The organism is Polaribacter marinus, from assembly GCF_022662535.1.
In the GTDB taxonomy this organism is placed as follows: domain Bacteria; phylum Bacteroidota; class Bacteroidia; order Flavobacteriales; family Flavobacteriaceae; genus Polaribacter; species Polaribacter marinus.
Map to the genome: position 1 here is coordinate 69,917 of NZ_JAKQYM010000002.1, position 20,607 is coordinate 90,523.

The following is a 20,607-nucleotide window of genomic DNA, read 5'->3' on the forward strand; positions in this document are numbered from 1 at the left end:
TTATGAAAACAAAAATAATACAAATATCAGCAGGAAAAGGACCATTAGAGTGTACTTTTGTAGTTGCTAAAGTTTTAAAAATATTCTTAAAAGAATTGGTAAACAATAATATTGAATATACAATTTTGTATAAAGAAAATGGAATAGAAAATGGCACAATACAATCTGTAAGCATGCAATTAAAAGGAAATCAACTTGCTGATTTTTTACAGTATTGGATTGGATCCATTCAATGGATTGGTAATTCATCCTTTAGAAAGTACAATAAACGTAAAAATTGGTTTATTGGTTGCTTCGAAATAGATGTTTCTCATTCATTAGAAATGAATGAGAATGAGATTCAATTTCAAGCAATACGAAGTTCGGGAGCAGGAGGGCAGCATGTAAATAAAGTAAGTTCTGCAGTTAGAGCAAAACATTTAAAAACAGGGTTACAAGTACTGGTTATGGATAGTAGGTCTCAGCATCAAAATAAAAAAACAGCAATTAAAATATTACAAGAAAAAGTGGCAAATTTTAATGTTGAACATACTAAAGAGCAAATTAAAAATCAATGGAAAAATCATCAAGAGATTCAAAGAGGAAATCCTGTTAGAGTTTTTACAGGGATTGATTTTAAACAAACTAAAAAAGACAAATCATTTAAAGGGAAAAGAAATCAACTTAAAAATGATTTAAAAAAAGAAATAGAATAATATGGGAACATTAATAAATAACTATGTTTTTAAAGCATTAGAAAATTATCCTTACGATTTAGAAGAAGTAATGGAAGCGTTAAACTATGCGTTATCATATGATGAAAAAGACACCATGGCTTTAACTTTAATGGGAAGAGTTTATGCCGAAAAATTATATAAATATAAAGAAGCAATTTCTTATTTTAAACAAGCTTTGACTGAAAATATTTATGCTTTTGAGGTTTATATGCCATATATTAATACACTTTTGTGGAATGAAGATTATTTAGAAGCAGAAGAATTTATTAATTTTGGATTGACGATGAAAGGATCTGACAAAGCAATGTTGTATTTAAAAAAAGCAATATTATATGAGCAATTAAAAGAATATAAAAAAGCGTTGATTTATATAAAAAAGGCAAAAGAATATACGTTTAATTCAGATTTTATGACAGATATAAACACCGAAAAAGAACGTGTTAAAAGTAAAATGCCAAAGAAAAAGAAAGTTTCTAAAAAGCGTGATAAAAAAAATAAAAAATAAAAAGAACCTCATTTTATTATATAATAAGATGAGGTTCTTAATTTAATGAAATAATGCGTCTAAAGTTAAAATATCTAATATTCCATCAGCAAAAAGGTTGTTTTTTTCTTCGAAAGTTTTGATAGCATTTAGGGTTTCAACTTTATAAATTCCGTCTGCTTTTATATTTAAACCATTTGCTACGAGCTTTTTTTGCACCTCATAAACTAAGGCACTTTTTTGTCCGTAAAACATTTTTTCTTTAACATCAAACATGCTTTTAATTTTAGTAGCATTTTGAGCTTTATTGTAAGAAGCTAAATTTGTTCCTGTTTTTTCTAAAAATTGTATTTCTTTATTAGATAAACCTTTATTTTTTAAAGAAGCAGAATTTTCTAATTTAGTTTCAAAGTACTTAATAGAAGCTAGCTTTTTAGCGTATTTTTTAACTGCTAGTTTTGTTTGTTCATTGTCATCTTCTGGAGTCCTAACGTCAATACCATTAACAGTCCATTGCATCATCACAAAACTGTTTAATTCTTCTATGGCTTTATGGTAATTGATAACTAATTCTTGGTCGTAATATTGAGAATCTAAAGTTTTATTAGTTGTATAATTTACTGCTGGAGAATTATATCTTTTGTACTGATGGTATTTTCCAAATCCGATAAAAAAAGCGATAATTAGTAGTAGAAAAATGATTATTTGTTTCATAAAACAATATTTATTTAGGGAAGTAGAAACAAATGTAAGTAAAAGTTTTGAAACTTATTTTTATGCTTTTAATACTTTTTTTATTAAAAATTCTTACTTTTGGTAAACCAATTTGGTAAACCAATCTATATTTATTATGAAATTTCTACCTAAACTATTATTTATAATTGCATTTTTTCTATTAGTAATATCTTGTAAAAACGAAGAAAGTATCACTTTAGTAAAAACAGAAACTGAATTAAAAGAAGCAATAAAAAAGGCAAAACCAGGTGATAATATTGTTTTAAAAGATGGAGTTTGGAAAGATATTGAAATTGAATTTTTTGGAGAAGGGACCAAAGAAAAACCAATTACTTTAAGAGCAGAAACAGCTGGTGAAGTATTTATTGAAGGAGTATCTAACTTAAAAATTGGTGGAACTTATCTAGAAGTAAATGGATTGTTTTTTAGGAATGGGCATTCACCAACAACAAATGTTATTGCGTTTAGAATTGATAATGATAAGGTAGCAAACTATTGTAGCGTTAACAATTCTGTGATTTTAGATTACAATCAGCTTCAACGAGATAAAGATGATCTTTGGGTTCAATTCTATGGGACTCACAATAAATTAGCCAATTGTTATATTGCAGGAAAAACAAATGGAGGACCAACTGTTAGAGTTGATTTGAAAGGAAATCAAAGCATTAGAAATTACCATCAAATTATAAACAATCATTTTGGACCAAGACCTAGAAAAGGTGGGGCAAGAGGAGAGTCTATTCAATTAGGAAGTAGTTTTACTTCAATGTCTCCAAGTAACACAACTATTGCAAATAATTTATTTGAAGAATGTAATGGAGAGGTTGAAATTATTTCAAGTAAAACAAATTTTAACATTATTAAAAATAATGTGTTTTATAAAAGTGAAGGATCTGTAGTGACTCGTCATGGTAATTATGCTACCATTGATGGAAACTATTTTATTGGTGATGGAGTAAACAAACAATATGGGGGTATTAGAATTGTAAACACAGGTCATTGGATTATTAATAACTACTTCTACAATATTATTGGAGAAAATTTTAGAAGTCCGTTAGCGGTAATGAATGGAATACCTAAATCACCTTTAAATAGATACAATCAAGTTACAGATGTTGTTGTAGCCTTTAACACATACGTAAATTGTAAATCGCCATGGCAATTTGGAGTAGGAACAAACATTGCTCAAAAAGATGTATTGCCTAAATCAGAAATACGTTCTGCAAGAGCATTAAGAACTGTAGTTGCAAACAATATAATTTATAATAAAGTAGGAGATAAAAATCCTATTATTGAACATGACAAAGCAGATGGTGTAAAATTTAAAAATAACATTATTAATAACCAAGGTGTAGATTTTGCTGATACAAAAAGAATCAAAGCGAATACATTTGAATTGACAAAATTGAGTGATAATATTTATATACCAAAGTTAACAAGTGAATTAGATATATACGATGGATTTGGTTTTGATACAATTACAGAAGACCTTTTTGGTAATTCTAGAGCAAATTTAAATTCAATAGGAGCAACAGTTCAAGGAGAGTTGAAAGATCCATTAATTTTAGATAAAACAAAATATGGAACAAATTGGTATTCTAATGTAAAAGAAATTAAAAAACCTAATACAATAACCGCTTCTGCAACCATAGGAGATTTAGAGGCTAAAATATCCGCGGCGAATCCTGGAGATATTATCGTTTTGAGTTCGGGTAAATATGATGTGTCAAAATCTATTGTAATTAATAAATCTATTACAATTCAATCAAAAGAAGGAGGCAAATCCGAAATAGTTTTTAGCGGTGCAGAAAACACTCCTATGTTTGAATTGAACCCTTATGGAATTTTAAATATTAAAAACGTTGTACTTTCTGGAAATGGAAAACAACAAGCTTTTGCTAGTCTAAAAGAAAACATGTTCAATCATTTTGGATTAACTGTTTCGGGTTGCAAAATCAATAACTTCAATTATGTATTAAAAGCATACAAACAAACGTTTGCAGAAGAAATTACGTTTACAAATACTTCAATTTCAAATTGTGAAAATGGAATAGAATTGTCTGAAGAGACAAATGATAGAGGTGATTATAATACGGAATATTTGACTATTGATTATTGTGATTTTACAAACGTTAGGCAAAATGTAATTGATTATTATAGAGGTGGTTATGATGAGTCTACAATTGGAGGTAATTTATTAGTTTCTAACTCTACTTTCTCAAATTGTGGTAGTAAGGAAAAAAACAAAATGTTATTAAATCATAGAGGTATTGTTAATGTAAACATTAAAAAAAATGTATTTAAAAATAATAAAGTTGATTTTGTTTCTATTTTATGGGGAGCAAAAAATAATTTTGAATCTGATAACACTTTAAGTAATTCTGGAAAAATAAAAACTGAAGAAAATTTAGTAATGAAATTAATGTATTAAATCTATGAAACTATTCAGAATTTTATTTTTTGCATTGTTTACTTTTTCTGTTTATGGACAAAAAATACCGAGTAAAAAAGTTATAAAAGTTGCTGAATTATCTAGTTTTTTAAAAATAAATGTAAAAAAAAAGTTATCAGAAAAAGGAGAAATTTCAACAGAAAGATTGGCTAATTATTTTAGACAAAAATTTTCTGAACGTTATTTTTATGATTATCAAACAGTGGATAATCGTTTTACATCGTATTCAAATTTATATCCAAAAGCAGCAGAAAATCATGCTGTAAGAGCTTTAGATCATTTGAACAAATTTTCTTCAGAAGCCCAATGGAAGCTTCCTTTTAATTACCAAAATGGAAAACCAGTAAACGCATATGCTTTAAGACATTTGGCAAGACAACATAAAATGGTAGATATTGCTTTCTATTATTTTTATCAGAAAAAAGAAGATAAATACATCGATTATTTTACCCAACAAATGCAATCTTTAAATAGAGCATTACACCAAAATAAATTTGAAATTATTGAAGATGGAAATGGGGTTTACGAAGCATTTAGATCTGGATATAGAGTCTTAAATTGGTTGCAAATCCATAATTTATTTTTAGGAGAAAAAGCCTATTCAGACAAAGAACAGCTAACTACAATAGCTACTTTGTTACAGCATGCCTCTTATTTGTTTGAAAGAAATCAAGAGTTTGCATCGGGAAACCATCAAACAAGAGGATTATCTGCTTTGGCAATGGTTGCTATCTTATTAAGAGATTTTGTAGATACAGATGTTTGGTATCAGCATTCTATGAAATTACTGGCAGAACATTTGCGTAGAGAAATTAACGAAGACGGATTTCAATTTGAAAGATCAGTTCATTATCATTTAAGTGATATTGGTAATTATTTTTATGTTTATCAATTGGCAAAAAACAGTACTTTAAAAGTAGATAGCTTTTGGAAAAATAAATTAGAATCTTTATTTACAACATTAACTCAAATTGCTTTCCCAGATAAATCAGCACCTGTTTTTTCTGATGATACAGATACACCATGGGCAGAAAAAAATGACATTTCAAATGCTTTAACTTTAGGATATTTATTATTTGAAAATCCAACTTTTGGCTACTTCGCAAATCATAAAGTTAGCAGCAAAATGTATTGGTATGCAGGTAAAAGTCAATTAGAAAATTTACAAAATATTCAAAAAGAAAAACCAAGTTTTAATTCATATGCTTTTTCTGAAACAGGTTATTATTTCTTGCGTGAAGGTTGGGAGTTGAATAATAAAATGTTAGCAATTTCTGCAGGATTGGATTCGTTAAAACCAGATCATCAGCATGGAGATATGTTAGGAATTCAAGCAATGGCAAACGGAAATGTAATTTTGCCAAATTATCAAGTTCGCTATTCATTAAAAGATTTAGAGTTGTTTAAAAATTCTATGACAAAAAATGTAGCTTTGGTTGATGATGAGTTGCAAGGAAAGAAATATACTTCAAACAAAGGAGGAAGTGGTTTTGGGAAATTTAAACAATTACCAAATCCAAAAGTGATTGGTTTTCAAGATAATAAGGATTTAGAAGTTTTTATAGGTTCACATGATGGTTTTGAAAATGTTGGTGTGCAATATTCAAGACAAGTATTAAATGTAGAAAATGATTTTTGGATTGTTAAAGATAATTTCTCTTCAGATAAAAATCATGTATACAAACAAGTTTGGCAGGGACATTATAGTTTAGAAAATTCTCCCAATTTATTGCGTTCTAGTTTTCAAAATGGTTCTGGATTGGATATTTATCAATTAAATATGGTTGATAAAGTTATTGTTGACGGAGCTAGAGGAAAACAATGGAATGTAGTTTCAAAGACGAGTAATAAAGATTTTAGTTTTATTACCATTTTATTTCCTTTCTCAAAATATAATAATAGAATTGATGAAGAAAAAAAGAATCCTAATTTAAAAGGGTGGGTTTTAAACGATGCTTCAATTCAATCGAATGCTCAAAAAACACTTTCAAAAGATCATAAACATTTATTCTTTGGTGTAAAACAAATTCAAATCAAACAAAAAACAATTCATTTTTCAGAAAAAGTAGATGTTTATGTAACCGATGAAAAGAATGAGATTAAGATTCAATCTCTCTTTTACAAATCTTTTAAAGTAAAACTTTCTAGTTCTTTAAAAGAGAATCATATTTCTCCTTTACAGTTTTTTATTTTCTAGTATTTTTTTAACATTATTATTATCATATTCTTAAAATAATATCATCAAAATTTTGACAATTGATATTTATTTGTATTTTTGGTAAACCAAAGTGGTAAACCAATTTTGATTTAATGTGTTTTCCTTTTGTTAATTAGAAAAAAACAGCAATGAATTATCTATATAAATTTTTCTTAATTCTCTTAGTTTTTGTTTCATGTACTAAAAAAAATGAATCAATACAAAAAGAAAACGATGTTACACAACATCCAAATTTAATTTTAACCTCTAAAAGTGTTTTAGAAATAAAATCACAATTAGGTACAATTCCTGTTTTTGATCAGACATTAAATAAAACCAAAGAAGAAGTTGATGCTGCAATTAAAAAAGGAATTGATGTGCCAATTCCAAAAGATATGGCTGGAGGTTATACTCATACGCAGCACAAAAAAAATTATGCAACAATGCAAAAAGCAGGTGTGTTATTTCAGTTGTTAGGAGATGAAAAATATGCAATTTATATAAGAGACATGTTGTTAGAGTATGCAAAAATGTTTCCAACATTGCCAAGACATCCACAAAAAAGAAGTTATGCAAGAGGTAAAATATTTTGGCAGTGTTTAAACGACTCTAATTGGTTGGTATTTACAAGTCAGGCTTACGATTGTATTTATAGTTGGTTGCCAAAAGAACAAACAGAGTATTTAAACAAAACATTATTTAAACCATTTGCAGATTTTCTTTCTGTAGAAACACCTCAATACTTTAATAGAGTTCATAATCATTCTACTTGGGGGAATGTAGCTGTTGGAATGATTGGATTGGTAATGGATGATGAAGAACTTGTAAATAGAGCTTTGTATGGATTAGAAAATGATAATATTGATCCAAAAGCAAAAGATAATGATGGAGGCTTTATAAAAGATAAAGCAGGAAAAGCAGGTTTTTTAGCCAATTTAGATTCTCCTTTTTCTCCTGATGGATTTTATACAGAAGGACCTTATTATCAAAGATATGCAATGTATCCTTTTCTCATTTTTGCAGAAGCACTTCAAAATAAGAAACCAGAATTAAAAATTTTTGAATATAAAAATGGGGTTTTAATAAAAGCTGTAGATGCTTTGTTAAATCTAACTGATGCTGATGGGGAATTTTTTCCATTAAATGACGGTCAAAAGGGCATGTCATATTACACGTCTTCATTGGTTTCTGCAGTAGACATTGCATACTATTACGGAACAAAAAAACCAGAACTATTATCCATTGCAAAAAAACAAAACAAAGTACAATTAGATGCTACTGGATTAAGTGTGGCAATTGGTTTAAGAGAACACAAAGAAAAGTCTTTTATTAAAAAATCTATGGAATTAACAGATGGTTCTAGAGGAGATGAAGGGGGAGTTGGTATTTTAAGATATCAAAAAGAAGAAGAAACTTTGGCTTTGGTTATGAAATACACAGGGCAAGGTTTAAGCCATGGGCATTATGATAAACTTTCTTTTTCACTTTATGAAAACGGAAATGAAGTAATTCAAGATTACGGTTTATCACGCTTTGTAAATGTTGAGCAAAAAAATGGAGGTGGATATTTAAAAGAGAATAAAACTTTTGCTAAACAAACAATTGCACATAATACGGTTATACAAAACGAAACTTCACATTTTAAGAATAATTATGCCATTGCTAGTAAAAATCATTCAGAGAAATATTTATTTGATGTTTCCAATCCTGATTTTCAAATAGTAAGTGCAAAAGAAAAAAATGCATATCCAGGAACAGAATTACACAGAACCATGATTATGGTTAACGATGATAAACTATCAAAACCATTTATTATTGATATTACAAAAGTAACTGCCGATAAAAAGAATAATTATGATTTGCCTTATTATTATTTTGGACAAATCATTTCTATGAATTTTAAATATCAAACACCAAAAACACTCTCAACTCTTGGAGATAAAAGTGGATACCAGCATTTATGGAAAGAAGGAGCAGGAATGGCAAATGCAGAGAATGTTCAATTTACATGGTTAGATAATAAAAGGTTTTATACAATTACAACAGCTACCAATAAGGAAGATGAGATTGTTTTTGCAAGAATAGGAGCAAATGATCCAGAATTTAATTTACGTAAAGACCCAACAATCATTATTAGAAAAAAGCAAATTAAAAATACGATATATGCTTCTATTATAGAATCTCATGGAAGTTACAGTGCAGTAAAAGAAGTTGCTAAAAATGCATATAGTAATTTTTCTAAAATAGAAAAGATAATTGATGATGTTAATTATTCATCTTTTAAAATAAAGTTTAAGGATGGAAGAGAAAAAATATTAATTCTATCAAATACAGATAGTAATCCTAAGAAAGAACATTCATTAAATATTAATCATAAGAAATACAATTGGGTAGGAGCTTATTATTACAAATAAATAAATCAATTAAAAAGTATAAAAAATGAAAACATTTGGAGCAAGTAAAGAATTTCTTCTGGCAGACGATTTAGAGTGGGAAGTTGTAGGTGAAGGAGTAAAAAGAAAAATTATGGGTTATGATGATAAAATCATGCTTGTTGTTGTTGAATTTGATGAAGGAGGTATTGGTTATAAGCATGAGCACCATCACTCGCAAGTTACCTATGTAGAAAGTGGAGAGTTTGATTTTTCTATTGGTGATGTTACTAAAACAGTAAAAGGTGGAGATTCTGTATATATTCCTCCTCATGTACTTCACGGAGCTATTTGTAAAAAAGCAGGAACTTTAGTAGATGTTTTTAGTCCTATTAGAGAGGATTTTATGGAGTAAGCATTTTTTGTATAGTTTTTTTAACAATTTGATAACATTTTTTTAAGAAAAATTTGATTGTAATAAAAAAAAGTATATATTTGGTAAACCAATCTGGTAAACCAATATGAAATTTAAACTAAACTATATGAATAAACTGATTTGAATTAAGTTAAAACAAAAAGGATAAGCTTTCGCCTATCCTTTTAAAATACTTCGTCTAAAGGAAGTATGAACAATCACATAACTTTTAAAATTAAGTAATTAGGAATATCAAAAGTAAATAAACTATTTTTTATAGAGTCATTTTTTTTTGAAATTTAATTTAAAATTATGTGTAAAAAAACAAATTCACAAAACGTGAACATTTACATTTTTAAACATAAAATAATATTATGAACTTAAAATTTAAGATAACATTATTGCTAGTAATGTTAGTCAACATTTGCTTTTATGCACAAGATGCATACACTTTAAAAGGTGTGGTAAAATCAAAAGGAGATAATGCTCCGCTTCCTGGTGTAACAATTAGAATTCTAAATACAACAAAAGGAACTGAAACAGATTTTGATGGTAATTATTCTATTCAAGTAACTAAAGGGCAAACCTTAGAATTTTCTTATTTAGGTTATGCTGCTCAAAACATTATAATTACCAATCAACTTAATTTAAACATTATTATGGTAGAAGATGCTAGTGTTTTAGATGAGATTGTAGTTGTGGGTTATGGATCGCAAAAAAAATCTCACTTAACAGGAGCTATTTCTAAAGTGAAGAATGAAAAACTAGATCAAATTGGAGTTGCAAGAGTAGATGATGCTTTAGTAGGGCAAGTTTCAGGTGTAAATATACAAGCTACAGAAGGAGAAGCTGGTTCTGCACCAACAATTAGAATTAGGGGTACAGGTTCTATTAATGGTAATTCTGGGCCTTTAGTGGTTGTAGATGGAGTTCCCGTAGATGAAGATTTTTTAGGTTCATTAAATATGAATGATGTGGAGTCTTTTGAAGTTTTAAAAGATGCTGCATCAAGTGCAATTTACGGTTCTAGAGGTGGAAATGGAGTAATTCTTATCACAACAAAAAGTGGTAAAAATGGAGATATGAAACTTAGTTATAATATGATAACAGGTTATAAATCGGCTCATCAAAGTGATGCTTATTATACTTCAGTAGCTGAAACTGTTGAAAAAGAATTAAGTGCTACAGGAACACTTTCTGATAAAACAAGATACAAACAATTAATTGGTGTAGACAACAACTGGCAAGATATTATTTTTGACGGAGGTATGTACACCGATCATACGGTTGCTGCAAGTGGAGGAACAGACAAAGCTAATTTTAATGTTTCTTTTAACTATTTAAATGATGAAGGAGTATTATTATCAGATAACTTTAGTAGAACAAGTGTTAATGCTAAATATAGTTATAAGGTAAATAAAAGATTAACCTTAGGAATAAGAGCTAATCCATCTTTTACAACAAGAAAAAGATTTGATGGTTCTACACACGATATATTAAGACAACCTTCTTGGTTGCCAGTATATTTAGATGAAAATACGATTCAATTTGTAAATAGATATAGAGATGGTGGTAAATATGCAAATGCTAAAATTGGTGACTACGCACAACAACGTATGTTTGATGATTATGATTTAGCTGCAGGACAACCAAGCACAGGCAGTGGTACAGATATTAGTAATACCTCTAACACAAACCCAGCTGCCAAAATTTTAGAAAGAGATAGAGTTGAATACAGAAATAAATTTTTAGGTAGTATATATGGTAAATATAAAGTTACAGATGATTTAACTTTTAATTCTTCAGCAGCTCTTAATTATCAATACACAAGAGGTGAACGTTATCAAGGAGTATTATCTAGTAGAAATGGAGCAAGTGCATCTAGATTAGACAGTACAATTACAAAAACAGTAAGATGGGTTTTAGACAATACATTATCTTATAGTAAAGAGTTTGGAAATCATGAAATTAATGCTGTAGCAGGTACTTCTTTAGAAAGAAGAAGAAGAACTTATGAAAGTATACAAGGATCGGTTTTCGAAAATGATATCAATCCTACAATTGCTAAAGCAGAATCAATTACAGATACAGATGCTTATCAATGGGAAAGAACATTATTATCTTTCTTTGGTAGAGTAAATTATGCTTATGATAACAAATATTTATTATCAGCAAGTTATAGAGTAGATGGAAGTTCTGTTTTTGGACCCAATAAAAAATACGGAAGTTTTGCGGCGGTTTCTTTAGGTTGGATTTTAACAAAAGAAGACTTTTTAAAAGATAGTGATATTATCAATAATTTAAAATTAAGAGTAAGTTACGGTGTAACAGGAAATAATGATTTTAGAACTTCAGGTGGACAACTTGTAGATAACTATCCTTATTTAGCAATTTTAGACAATACTACAACTGCAGTTAGTGGCGGAACATCTTCATTAATTGTAAACCCATTAAATATAGCAAACCCAGATCTTTCTTGGGAAAGACAAATTGAATTTAATCCAGGTGTAGATTTTACATTGTTTAACCATATTCTTTCAGGTTCTGTAGATTATTATACAAGAACAAGTGATCAATTATTGTTAGATAACCCCGTGTCTAGTACAACAGGTTTTTCTAAAGCTTTGGTTAATTTAGGTGAAGTTAAAAATAGTGGTATAGAAGTAGAGTTAAGAACTAAAAATATTTCAACAGAAAATTTTAAATGGTCTTCTACTATATTAGCTTCTAGAAATAAAAATGAATTAACTGATTTTGCAGATTCTAATGGGCAAATTCAAAATGTAGATTCTAAAAGAGCTTCAGAATGGATCAATTTAGAAGGAAATCCAATTTCATCTTTTTATGGATGGGTTGTAGATAAAGAAATACCTTTAGAATACATTGTGAATCCTTATCATCCAATAGGAGGACAAGCTCAAGATGTATATGTAAAAGATTTAAATGGTGATGGTTTAATTGATGATGATGATAAAACTATTTTAGGAAATCCTTATCCAGATTTAGTTTGGAGTTTTACAAATGATTTTAAATATAAAAACTTCGATTTTAGTTTTATGTTTCAAGGAAGTCATGGTGCTGAAATTAGAAATATGGGAGACCAATATATTTTTAATCACTTTAATAGCTCTCAACTTTATGATACAGCTACAACACCAAATCAAGAGTTTATCAAACAAAAAATATTTACAAATAGTATTGTACAAGATGCATCTTATGTAGCATTGCGTAACGTAAATGTTGGCTATAATTTTTCTGGTAAAGTTTTATCAAAACTTAAAATGTCTAGCGCAAGAGTTTATTTTTCTGCACAGAATCTATTATACTTTACCGCAAGTAATTATACAGGTTTTAATCCAGAGTCTGTAAACACTACTAGTGCTACAACTTATGGTTACCAAAGAGCAGGTTCGCCAGTATTTAAAACAATGTCTGTAGGACTTAATGTCCAGTTTTAAAAAATTATAAATTTTAAAATATAAAATATTATGAAACAAATAAAATTAATTTTAATACTGATGATATCATTGTTTATCACTTCTTGTGAGGACACTTTTTTATCACCAGAGTTAGAAACCGGTATCAACGGAGATAATTATTATACAACTAATGCTGAAATTGAAACGGGTATATTAAATATATATGATGGTATTCAAGGTGTTAATGCTTTAAAAAACACAAGTAATGATTTAAATCACGGAGTTCAAGTAGAATTTTATCTTACTGAAATGAGAAGTGATAATACGCAAACTAAAAGTAGTGAAGGAGAAGCAGCACAATTTGAAACATTTAATGTTCAACCAACAAATGGAATTGTAGCAGATTATTATAGAAGTTATTATAATGTAATTTATAGAGCAAATCTTGTTTTAGATAATTTAGGAGCTGCTTCAGATGATAAGAAATTAGGATATGAAGCAGAAGCTAAGTTTTTAAGGGCTTATGCATATTTTAATTTGGTAAGACTTTTTGGAGATATTCCATTGATTGACAAAGTAATTGCGCCTTTAGATATTAAAACATCTTTTACAAGAATGCCAACAAGTACAATTTATAACTTAATAGAAACAGATCTTTTAACAGCAGTATCTGGTTTAACAGATAATGGTCCAAAAGATCAGGCAAGTAAGGCAGCTGCAGAGGGAATTTTAGCAAAAGTTTATCTAACATTAGGAAGATACGGAGAAGCTCAATCATTGTTAGAATCTATTATGAACCCTTCAAGAGGATTTGAATTAGAAGACGACTTTAAAGATGTTTTTTATGATGAAGGAAATGAAGAAGTAATTTTTGCAATTGGTTATGTACCTAGTTCAAATGACGATAGTCAATCTTTTTCTGCAGAATGGTTAAATTCGGTAGGTAGAACAAGTGGTGTAAACTATGTATCATTAGATGCTAAAGCTTCATTAGATGCAAATGGTGGAAACAGAACGGCATTATCTTATAGAGAAGATCAGTCACAAGCAGGTAAATATCAAGTAATAAAATACTTGCCAAATGGAGATTCAAATTTAGGAATTCCTGTAACATCATCAGATCCAACTTCCGCAGGTAATGATTGGATTGTTCTTAGGTATGCAGATGTTTTATTAATGCATGTAGAATCCATTTTAGCTGGAGCTCCCTCAACAACAAGTTCTAATGCAATAGCATCTTTTCAGAAAGTTAGAGATAGAGCAGGTTTAACAACTGCAGTAACAAGTATCACAAAAGAAGAATTGTTAGAAGAAAGAAGAGTAGAGTTAGCTTTTGAAAATCATAGACTTTTTGATTTGGTTCGTTTTAATCTTGCTCAAAGTATACTATCTGCTTTTTCTGCAGCAAATGGTTTAGGGTTTACAAGTACAGATCTTTTACTACCTATTCCACAAATAGAAATTGGTTTGAGTAATGATTTATTAACACAAAACCCAGGTTATAACTAGAATAAAATTTTAATTATTATGAAACAAATAACAAATAAAATAGAATCTAATATTTCAAAATTAGGAATATTACTATTATTAATTTCTTCTGGGTTTATTTTCTCTTGTGAAGATAATAACCTTCCAGAAACTGGATCTATTGCTGATGTAACTCCTCCACAAGCAGGTTTTTCTGCAACTGTAAGTAATGGAGATTGGAAAACATATGATTTCTCTAATCAATCTGTAAGTGCTACAGATTATGTATGGGATTTTGGTGATGGAGTACCATCTACAGATAAAGAACCATCTCATACTTTTATAGGAGAAGGGACTTACACAGTATCATTAGTAGCCTCAGATAAGTTAGGTGCTTCTAGTACTTTTTCTACAACTGTTGAAGTTATTGAACCTGCTGTACCTGTAGTTTTAGTTCCGGATATTTTAGAAGCTGGTTTTGAAGACGGTATGTTAGCTGGTGGAACTGGAGATGGAAGAGATTCTTGGAGAATTTCTGGTGGATCTGTTTTTGGAATTACTAGTAGTCCTGTTAGAACTGGAAGTCAAGGAGCTAAATTTAGTACTGATGGAAGGGTTGCTTATCAAGCTTTAGAAGTTAGTCCAAATACAGATTATGAAATCACAATTTTTTATACAATGAAAACTTCTCCTGTAGGTGGAGAAATGAGACTTGCAGTTTTAGGAAAGCATATATCAAATGCTTCAGAAGCTGAAGCAGAAATTTTTGCTTTTGTAAACGGTACTGATCAATCAAGTTCAAGTACATATGTAGAATTAAAATTGGCATTTAATTCAGGAAATAGAACAGAAATAGCTATTTGGATGGATACAAACCAAGTTGCAGAGGCTAGAGTAGATGATGTATCTATTGCTGCCAACTAATTAGTATTGTAATATTTAAGCCTGATTGAGAAACTGCATTACAATAAAAGTATATCCTGTTATAGGTAATTTAAGAACAGTTTTTTTTTAAATTAAATCTAAAACAGAATATTAACAATTAGAAGGCTCAAATTATGTTTGATAAGATCATTAGTTTTTATATATTTATACTATTAAACTGGTTAACCAATTAAGACCTTAAATACAAGATATGAAATTAGAAGTGCTTACTAAAAACGAAAATCAAAAAGTTCTAAATTTAATAATTATAGGAATTAGAGATCTTATTAATTATAAAAATTTAGAACCTGGAGATAAACTTCCTTCGGAAAGAATGTTATCGGAAAAATTTGGAGTAAGCAGAAGCAATGTAAGAGAAGCAATTCACAAGTTAGAGCTTTATGGTTTATTAACTTCTAAACCACAAAGTGGAACATTTGTTGCAAATATTGGTGTTATTGCTCTTAATGGAATGATTGAAGATATTTTAAGGTTAGAAGAAACAGATTTTAAATCTTTAGTAGAAACTAGAATTTTGCTAGAATTAAAAACAGCAAGATTAGCTGCATTAAGAAGAACAGATGAAGATTTAGAACAAATTAAAAATGCTTTAGAAGCATATAAAATAAAAGTTCTAAACGGAGAAGATGCGGTACAAGAAGATTTATTATTTCATTTAGCAATTGCAAAAGCTAGTGGTAATAGTACCATGAATACTTTTATGTTAATAATAACCCCAGAAATTATAACAAATTTCGAAAAATATCATGTTTGCGATATTGGCCTTGCACAAGAAGGAATTATTGAACATGAAAATATTTATGATGCCATTTTAAAACAAGATCCAAAATTAGCAAAAGAAAAAATGAAGACTCACTTTAAAGCATTGTATCAATATTGTTATAATATTCAATAAAAAGCTGTTTTTTTAATATCTATATAAGATTGAAAATAAATAAGATAGATACCTTATTGTTTTCGAGCAGTCATTTTATTTACCAAAAAATAAATTACAAATAATAATTTAACACTTTAGGGTGTTATTAAATAATCATTTATATGAAAATTAAAGGACTAAGATGGTGGATTATAATATTAATATTTATTGCCACTGTTATAAATTATATAGATAGAACAGCCTTTGCTCTTTTGTGGCCAGAAATGGGAAAAGATCTAGGAATGGATCAAGCAGATTATGCTTTAATGTTTAATATTTTTTTAGGATGTTACGCATTTGGTAAATTTGCATCAGGAAAATTATATGATACTATTGGAACTCGTTTAGGATTCACAGTCTCAATTATCGTATGGTCTTTAGCTTCAATTTTTCATGCTTTTGCAAGAGGTATTATAACGCTATCTATTTTTAGAGGTTTGTTAGGTATTGGAGAAGCAGGAAACTGGCCAGGAGCTGTAAAAAGTAACGGAGAATGGTTTCCTATTAAAGAAAGAGCTACAGCTCAAGGTATTTTTAATGCTGGGGCTTCTATTGGAAACGTTATTGCTCCTTTTATAATCGTTTTTTTATACACAAGGTTTGGCTGGAAAACTACCTATATTATACTTGGGGGTGTTGGAATGCTTTGGGTAATTCCATGGTTATTTTTAAATAAATCTACTCCAGAAAAACACCCTTGGGTAACGCAAGAAGAAAGAGATTTAATTGTTTCTGATAGAATTGATAAAGAAGAAAATATTTCTGAAAAAAAATCTAAGAGTTTGTCTGTAGCTAAAATTTTAAGTTATAAACAATCTTGGGGGGTGTTAATGTGTCGTTTTTTTATAGAACCAATCTGGTGGTTTTTTGCAGCTTGGATGCCTATTTATTTGCATAAAACATTTAGTTTAAGTATTGAGGAAATAGCATCTACAATGTGGATTTCATATTTATTAGCAGCAGCAGGGAGTATTGTTGGAGGTTGGTTTTCTGGATTTTTAATGAAAACAAAATCGGTAGATACTTCTAGAAAAATTACAATCACTTTGGGAGGTGTATTAGTATTTATTGGATTTGTTAGTATTATTCAATTTGTAAATGAAAATAACTTTATGACGTTTATTTACTTAGCAGGATTAGTACTTTTTGGTTTTCAGTTTGCAATTGGTAACATACAAACCATCTCTAGTGATTTATTTAGAGGGCCTTCTGTAGGAACTTTAGCAGGATTGGCAGGTACAATAGCTGCTATTTCTCCAATGATTATGAATTGGTTCATCGGTAGAATAACAACAGAATCTTATACACCTGCATTTATAGCAATTACCATTTCAGTAATCTTAGGTGTTTTATCAATCTTTATTTTAATTAAGAAAATAGAACCAGTAAGAAAAACAATAGAACAATAACAATAGAACTAAATATAAAATTTAAAAAGTAACAAAATGAGTAAATTAGAAGGTAAAGTAGCTGTAATAACGGGGGCTACAGGTGGTATAGGTTTTGAAGTAGCTAAAAGATTGGGTAAAGATGGTTATACTGTAATCTTAAATGGTATTGATGATGAAGCTGGCGCAAAAAGAATTGATGAACTTACTGCTGAAGGAATTACTGCAGAATATTATGGTTTTGATGTTACTAATGAAGAAGCTGTAACTTCTAACATCACAAAAATTGGAGAAAAATTTGGAAAAATAGATGTGCTTGTAAATAATGCTGGTGGCTTAGGTGGAAGATCTAGATTTGAAGAAATGACAACTGAATTCTATAGATTTGTTATGGCATTAAACTTAGATTCTGTATTTTTTGCTTCTAGAGCAGCAATTCCTTTTCTTAAAAAAGGAGATAATGCTACTATAATTAACTATACATCTAATGCCGCTTGGAATGCAGGTGGACCAGGAGCAGGTATCTACGGAACATCTAAAGCTGGGGTTCATGCAATAACTAGAGCATTAGCAAAAGATTTAGCAGAATATGGAATTAGAGTTAATGCTGTTTCCCCGGGAACAATTGATACACCATTTCATGCTCAAATAAAATCGACTAAACCAGAAGTGTTTGCTTCTTGGAAAAATAATATTTTGTTAGGAAGGTTAGGTCAACCAGAAGAGGTGGCATCTGTAATTTCATTTTTGGCAAGCAAAGATGCTGCTTTTATTACAGCAGAAACGATCCAAATTGGTGGAGGACAAGCTTTAGGAATTTAACCAAAGTTTTTTATATAATTTGAATGTAAAAACCTTTCTTTTAAAGAAAGGTTTTTTTATTGGAAGAATCTCTTATTATCAATTCTGCATCAAGAATTTTTTTATCTAATTTTTGTTTTATGATACTGTTTTTAGCATGCTTTAAAAAAACGAAGGCTGCCTGTTTGCCTATTTCTTCACTATGTTGGTTTATACTTGTAATTCTTGGAGTAACCATATCCGTAAAAGGTTCATTTCCAAAACCTACCAACGCTATTTCATTTGGGACACTAATTTTCTCTTCGTTTAAAACTTGTAAAGCTCCTAAGGCTGCATAATCACCTGCTACATAAACAGCATCTGGTCTGTTTTTTAAACTTAATAGTTGTTTCATCTTTTCTCTTCCTTCTTCAATGGTAAGATTACTTTCTATTAACAATTCATCATCTAAGGGTAAATGATGTTTTTTTAAGGCATCTATATATCCATTAATTCTGTTGTTATAAATTCTTGTATGCTTAAAACCACCAATATGTGCTATTCTTTTACATCCTTGACTTACAAGATGTTTTACTATTACATGACTACTATCATAATCATTAATACCAATATAATCTACGTTTAAATCATTTTCACCTCTATCAAATAAAATTAAAGGAATTCCTTTTGATTTTATTTTTTCATAATAGAACAAATCAATCGTTTCATTTGCCATAGAAGCAATAATTCCATCTACTTGTGTAAATAATAATGTATCTATACTATCGCATTCTTTTTTATATGATTCATTAGATTGAGTTATAATTATATTATATCCTTCTTTGTTTAAAACCTCTTCTATATTTTGAATTACAGATGAAAAAAAATTACTATTGGTTCTAGGAACAATTACGCCAACTAATTTACTTTTTCCACTTCTTAAAGCACTTGCAAGATGATTGGGTTGATAATTTAAGTTTTTTGCAACTTGCCTAACTGCTTTTTTTGTTTTTTCGCTAATTCTAGAATCATTATGCAAAGCTTTAGAAACAGCTGCAGGAGAAATGTTTAAAACATTAGCAATATCTTTTATCGTTGTTTTTTTCTTAGTATTCAAATTTTTTATATATTTGCTTAAACGTTTAAGCAAATATAGTGCGTTAAATTTTATAATCAAAATGGATAGTAAAATATAGATTTTGATTTTATTTTCATAAACTGCTTAAACGTTTAAGCAAATAGTACTAAAAACATTAAATTTATAATTAAAATGGGTAAAGTAGTAACGTTTGGAGAAATCATGTTAAGATTGGCTCCACAAGGATTTTTAAGATTTTCGCAAGCAAACAATTTTGATGTTGTTTATGGTGGAGGTGAGTCAAATGTAGCAGTTTCTTTAGCAAATTACGGAGTAGATGTTGATTATGTAACTCGCTTACCAAAAAATGATATTGGAGAATGTGCAATGATGGAAATGCGAAAACGTGGTGTAAACGTAAATAAAATTGTTTGGGGTGGAGATCGTTTAGGGATTTACTTTTTAGAAACAGGTGCTGTATCTAGAGGTTCTAAAGTAGTTTATGATAGAGCACATTCTGCTATTGCGGAAATTGAATCTGGAATGATAGATTGGGATGCAGTTTTTGAAGGTGTAGAATGGTTTCATTGGACAGGTATAACACCTGCTATTTCTCAAGGTGCTGCAGATGTATGTTTAGAAGCAGTAAAAGTTGCTAGCTCTAAAGGGATTACAATTTCAACAGATTTAAACTACCGCGCTAAGCTTTGGAAATACTGTGATGATGCTCATAGAGAATCTGTTATGACAGAGTTAACTTCTTATTGTGATATTGTTTTAGGAAATGAAGAAGATGCAGAAATGCACTTTGGTATTAAACCAGAAGGAATATCTGTACAAACGCAAGGACATGATGTAAAAGCAGAAGCTTTCTTATCTGTTTGTCAACAAATGATGGAAAAATTTCCAAGAGCTAAAAAAGTAATTACAACTTTAAGAGGTTCTATTTCTGCTTCTCATAATACTTGGGCAGGAGTTTTATATGATGGAACAAAAATGTATGAAACACGTCAATACCAAATTACAGATATTGTAGATAGAGTAGGTGGTGGAGATTCTTTTATGGGAGGTTTAATTTACGGTTTATTAAAATATCCAGAAGATGACCAAAATGCATTAGATTTTGCAGTTGCTGCATCTTGTTTAAAACATACTATTAAAGGTGATGCAAACTTGGTAACAGTTTCTGAGGTAGAAAAATTAATGGGAGGTGATGCTTCTGGTAGAGTAGCAAGATAAAAAA

The 20,607-nt window shown here is 29.3% G+C and carries 15 protein-coding genes; 13 read left to right on the plus strand and 2 right to left on the minus strand.

Going from position 1 to position 20,607, the window contains the following annotated elements; genetic code table 11:
• Positions 1 to 2: 2 nt before the first annotated feature.
• Positions 3 to 695: a peptide chain release factor H gene (gene prfH, locus MC378_RS03520; RefSeq protein WP_242177341.1), complete on the plus strand. Its 693-nt coding sequence runs from the start codon at positions 3 to 5 to the stop codon at positions 693 to 695.
• 1 nt (position 696) lies between these two features.
• On the plus strand, positions 697 to 1,221 hold the full coding sequence (locus MC378_RS03525; protein ID WP_242177342.1) for a tetratricopeptide repeat protein: 525 nt from the start codon (positions 697 to 699) through the stop codon (positions 1,219 to 1,221).
• Positions 1,222 to 1,263: 42 nt separating this feature from the next.
• Here MC378_RS03525 and MC378_RS03530 read toward each other — a convergent pair whose 3' ends face one another.
• Positions 1,264 to 1,914 (minus strand): peptidoglycan-binding domain-containing protein, encoded by a 651-nt coding sequence (locus MC378_RS03530; RefSeq protein WP_242177343.1) that lies wholly within the window; start codon positions 1,912 to 1,914, stop codon positions 1,264 to 1,266.
• Positions 1,915 to 2,050: 136 nt separating this feature from the next.
• Between MC378_RS03530 and MC378_RS03535 the strand changes: the two genes are divergently transcribed.
• The 10 genes from MC378_RS03535 to MC378_RS03580 all read left to right on the plus strand — a co-directional run bounded on the left by MC378_RS03535 (position 2,051) and on the right by MC378_RS03580 (position 18,328).
• A complete protein-coding gene (locus MC378_RS03535; protein WP_242177344.1) occupies positions 2,051 to 4,366 on the plus strand; it encodes a chondroitinase-B domain-containing protein in 2,316 nt (771 codons plus the stop codon).
• A gap of 4 nt (positions 4,367 to 4,370) precedes the next feature.
• On the plus strand, positions 4,371 to 6,584 hold the full coding sequence (locus tag MC378_RS03540; RefSeq protein WP_242177345.1) for a heparinase II/III family protein: 2,214 nt from the start codon (positions 4,371 to 4,373) through the stop codon (positions 6,582 to 6,584).
• A gap of 149 nt (positions 6,585 to 6,733) precedes the next feature.
• Positions 6,734 to 8,998 carry an alginate lyase family protein gene (locus MC378_RS03545; RefSeq protein ID WP_242177346.1) on the plus strand — a complete coding sequence of 755 codons (2,265 nt, stop codon included), beginning with the start codon at positions 6,734 to 6,736 and terminating at the stop codon, positions 8,996 to 8,998.
• 25 nt (positions 8,999 to 9,023) lie between these two features.
• Positions 9,024 to 9,371: a cupin domain-containing protein gene (locus tag MC378_RS03550; protein ID WP_242177347.1), complete on the plus strand. Its 348-nt coding sequence runs from the start codon at positions 9,024 to 9,026 to the stop codon at positions 9,369 to 9,371.
• 374 nt (positions 9,372 to 9,745) lie between these two features.
• Entirely contained in the window at positions 9,746 to 12,829 is a 3,084-nt protein-coding gene (locus MC378_RS03555; protein ID WP_242177348.1) for a SusC/RagA family TonB-linked outer membrane protein, read from the plus strand.
• Positions 12,830 to 12,859: 30 nt separating this feature from the next.
• Positions 12,860 to 14,299 carry a RagB/SusD family nutrient uptake outer membrane protein gene (locus MC378_RS03560; protein ID WP_242177349.1) on the plus strand — a complete coding sequence of 480 codons (1,440 nt, stop codon included), beginning with the start codon at positions 12,860 to 12,862 and terminating at the stop codon, positions 14,297 to 14,299.
• An 18-nt stretch (positions 14,300 to 14,317) separates the two neighbouring features.
• A complete protein-coding gene (locus MC378_RS03565) occupies positions 14,318 to 15,181 on the plus strand; it encodes a PKD domain-containing protein (RefSeq protein WP_242177350.1) in 864 nt (287 codons plus the stop codon).
• A gap of 211 nt (positions 15,182 to 15,392) precedes the next feature.
• Positions 15,393 to 16,097, plus strand: coding sequence for a FadR/GntR family transcriptional regulator (locus tag MC378_RS03570; protein WP_242177351.1), 705 nt, complete (start codon positions 15,393 to 15,395; stop codon positions 16,095 to 16,097).
• Between the two features lie 143 nt (positions 16,098 to 16,240).
• The gene (locus MC378_RS03575; RefSeq protein ID WP_242177352.1) at positions 16,241 to 17,527 is read left to right on the plus strand and encodes an MFS transporter; all 1,287 of its coding nucleotides are present in this window, start codon (positions 16,241 to 16,243) and stop codon (positions 17,525 to 17,527) included.
• 36 nt (positions 17,528 to 17,563) lie between these two features.
• Positions 17,564 to 18,328, plus strand: coding sequence for an SDR family NAD(P)-dependent oxidoreductase (locus MC378_RS03580; protein ID WP_242177353.1), 765 nt, complete (start codon positions 17,564 to 17,566; stop codon positions 18,326 to 18,328).
• A 40-nt stretch (positions 18,329 to 18,368) separates the two neighbouring features.
• Here the strand turns inward: MC378_RS03580 and MC378_RS03585 are convergent, their stop codons facing one another.
• Positions 18,369 to 19,403 carry a LacI family DNA-binding transcriptional regulator gene (locus tag MC378_RS03585; RefSeq protein WP_242177354.1) on the minus strand — a complete coding sequence of 345 codons (1,035 nt, stop codon included), beginning with the start codon at positions 19,401 to 19,403 and terminating at the stop codon, positions 18,369 to 18,371.
• A gap of 153 nt (positions 19,404 to 19,556) precedes the next feature.
• On the opposite strand from MC378_RS03585, the gene MC378_RS03590 reads away from it, so the two are divergent.
• On the plus strand, positions 19,557 to 20,603 hold the full coding sequence (locus MC378_RS03590) for a sugar kinase (protein WP_242177355.1): 1,047 nt from the start codon (positions 19,557 to 19,559) through the stop codon (positions 20,601 to 20,603).
• The last annotated feature ends 4 nt before the right edge of the window (positions 20,604 to 20,607 follow it).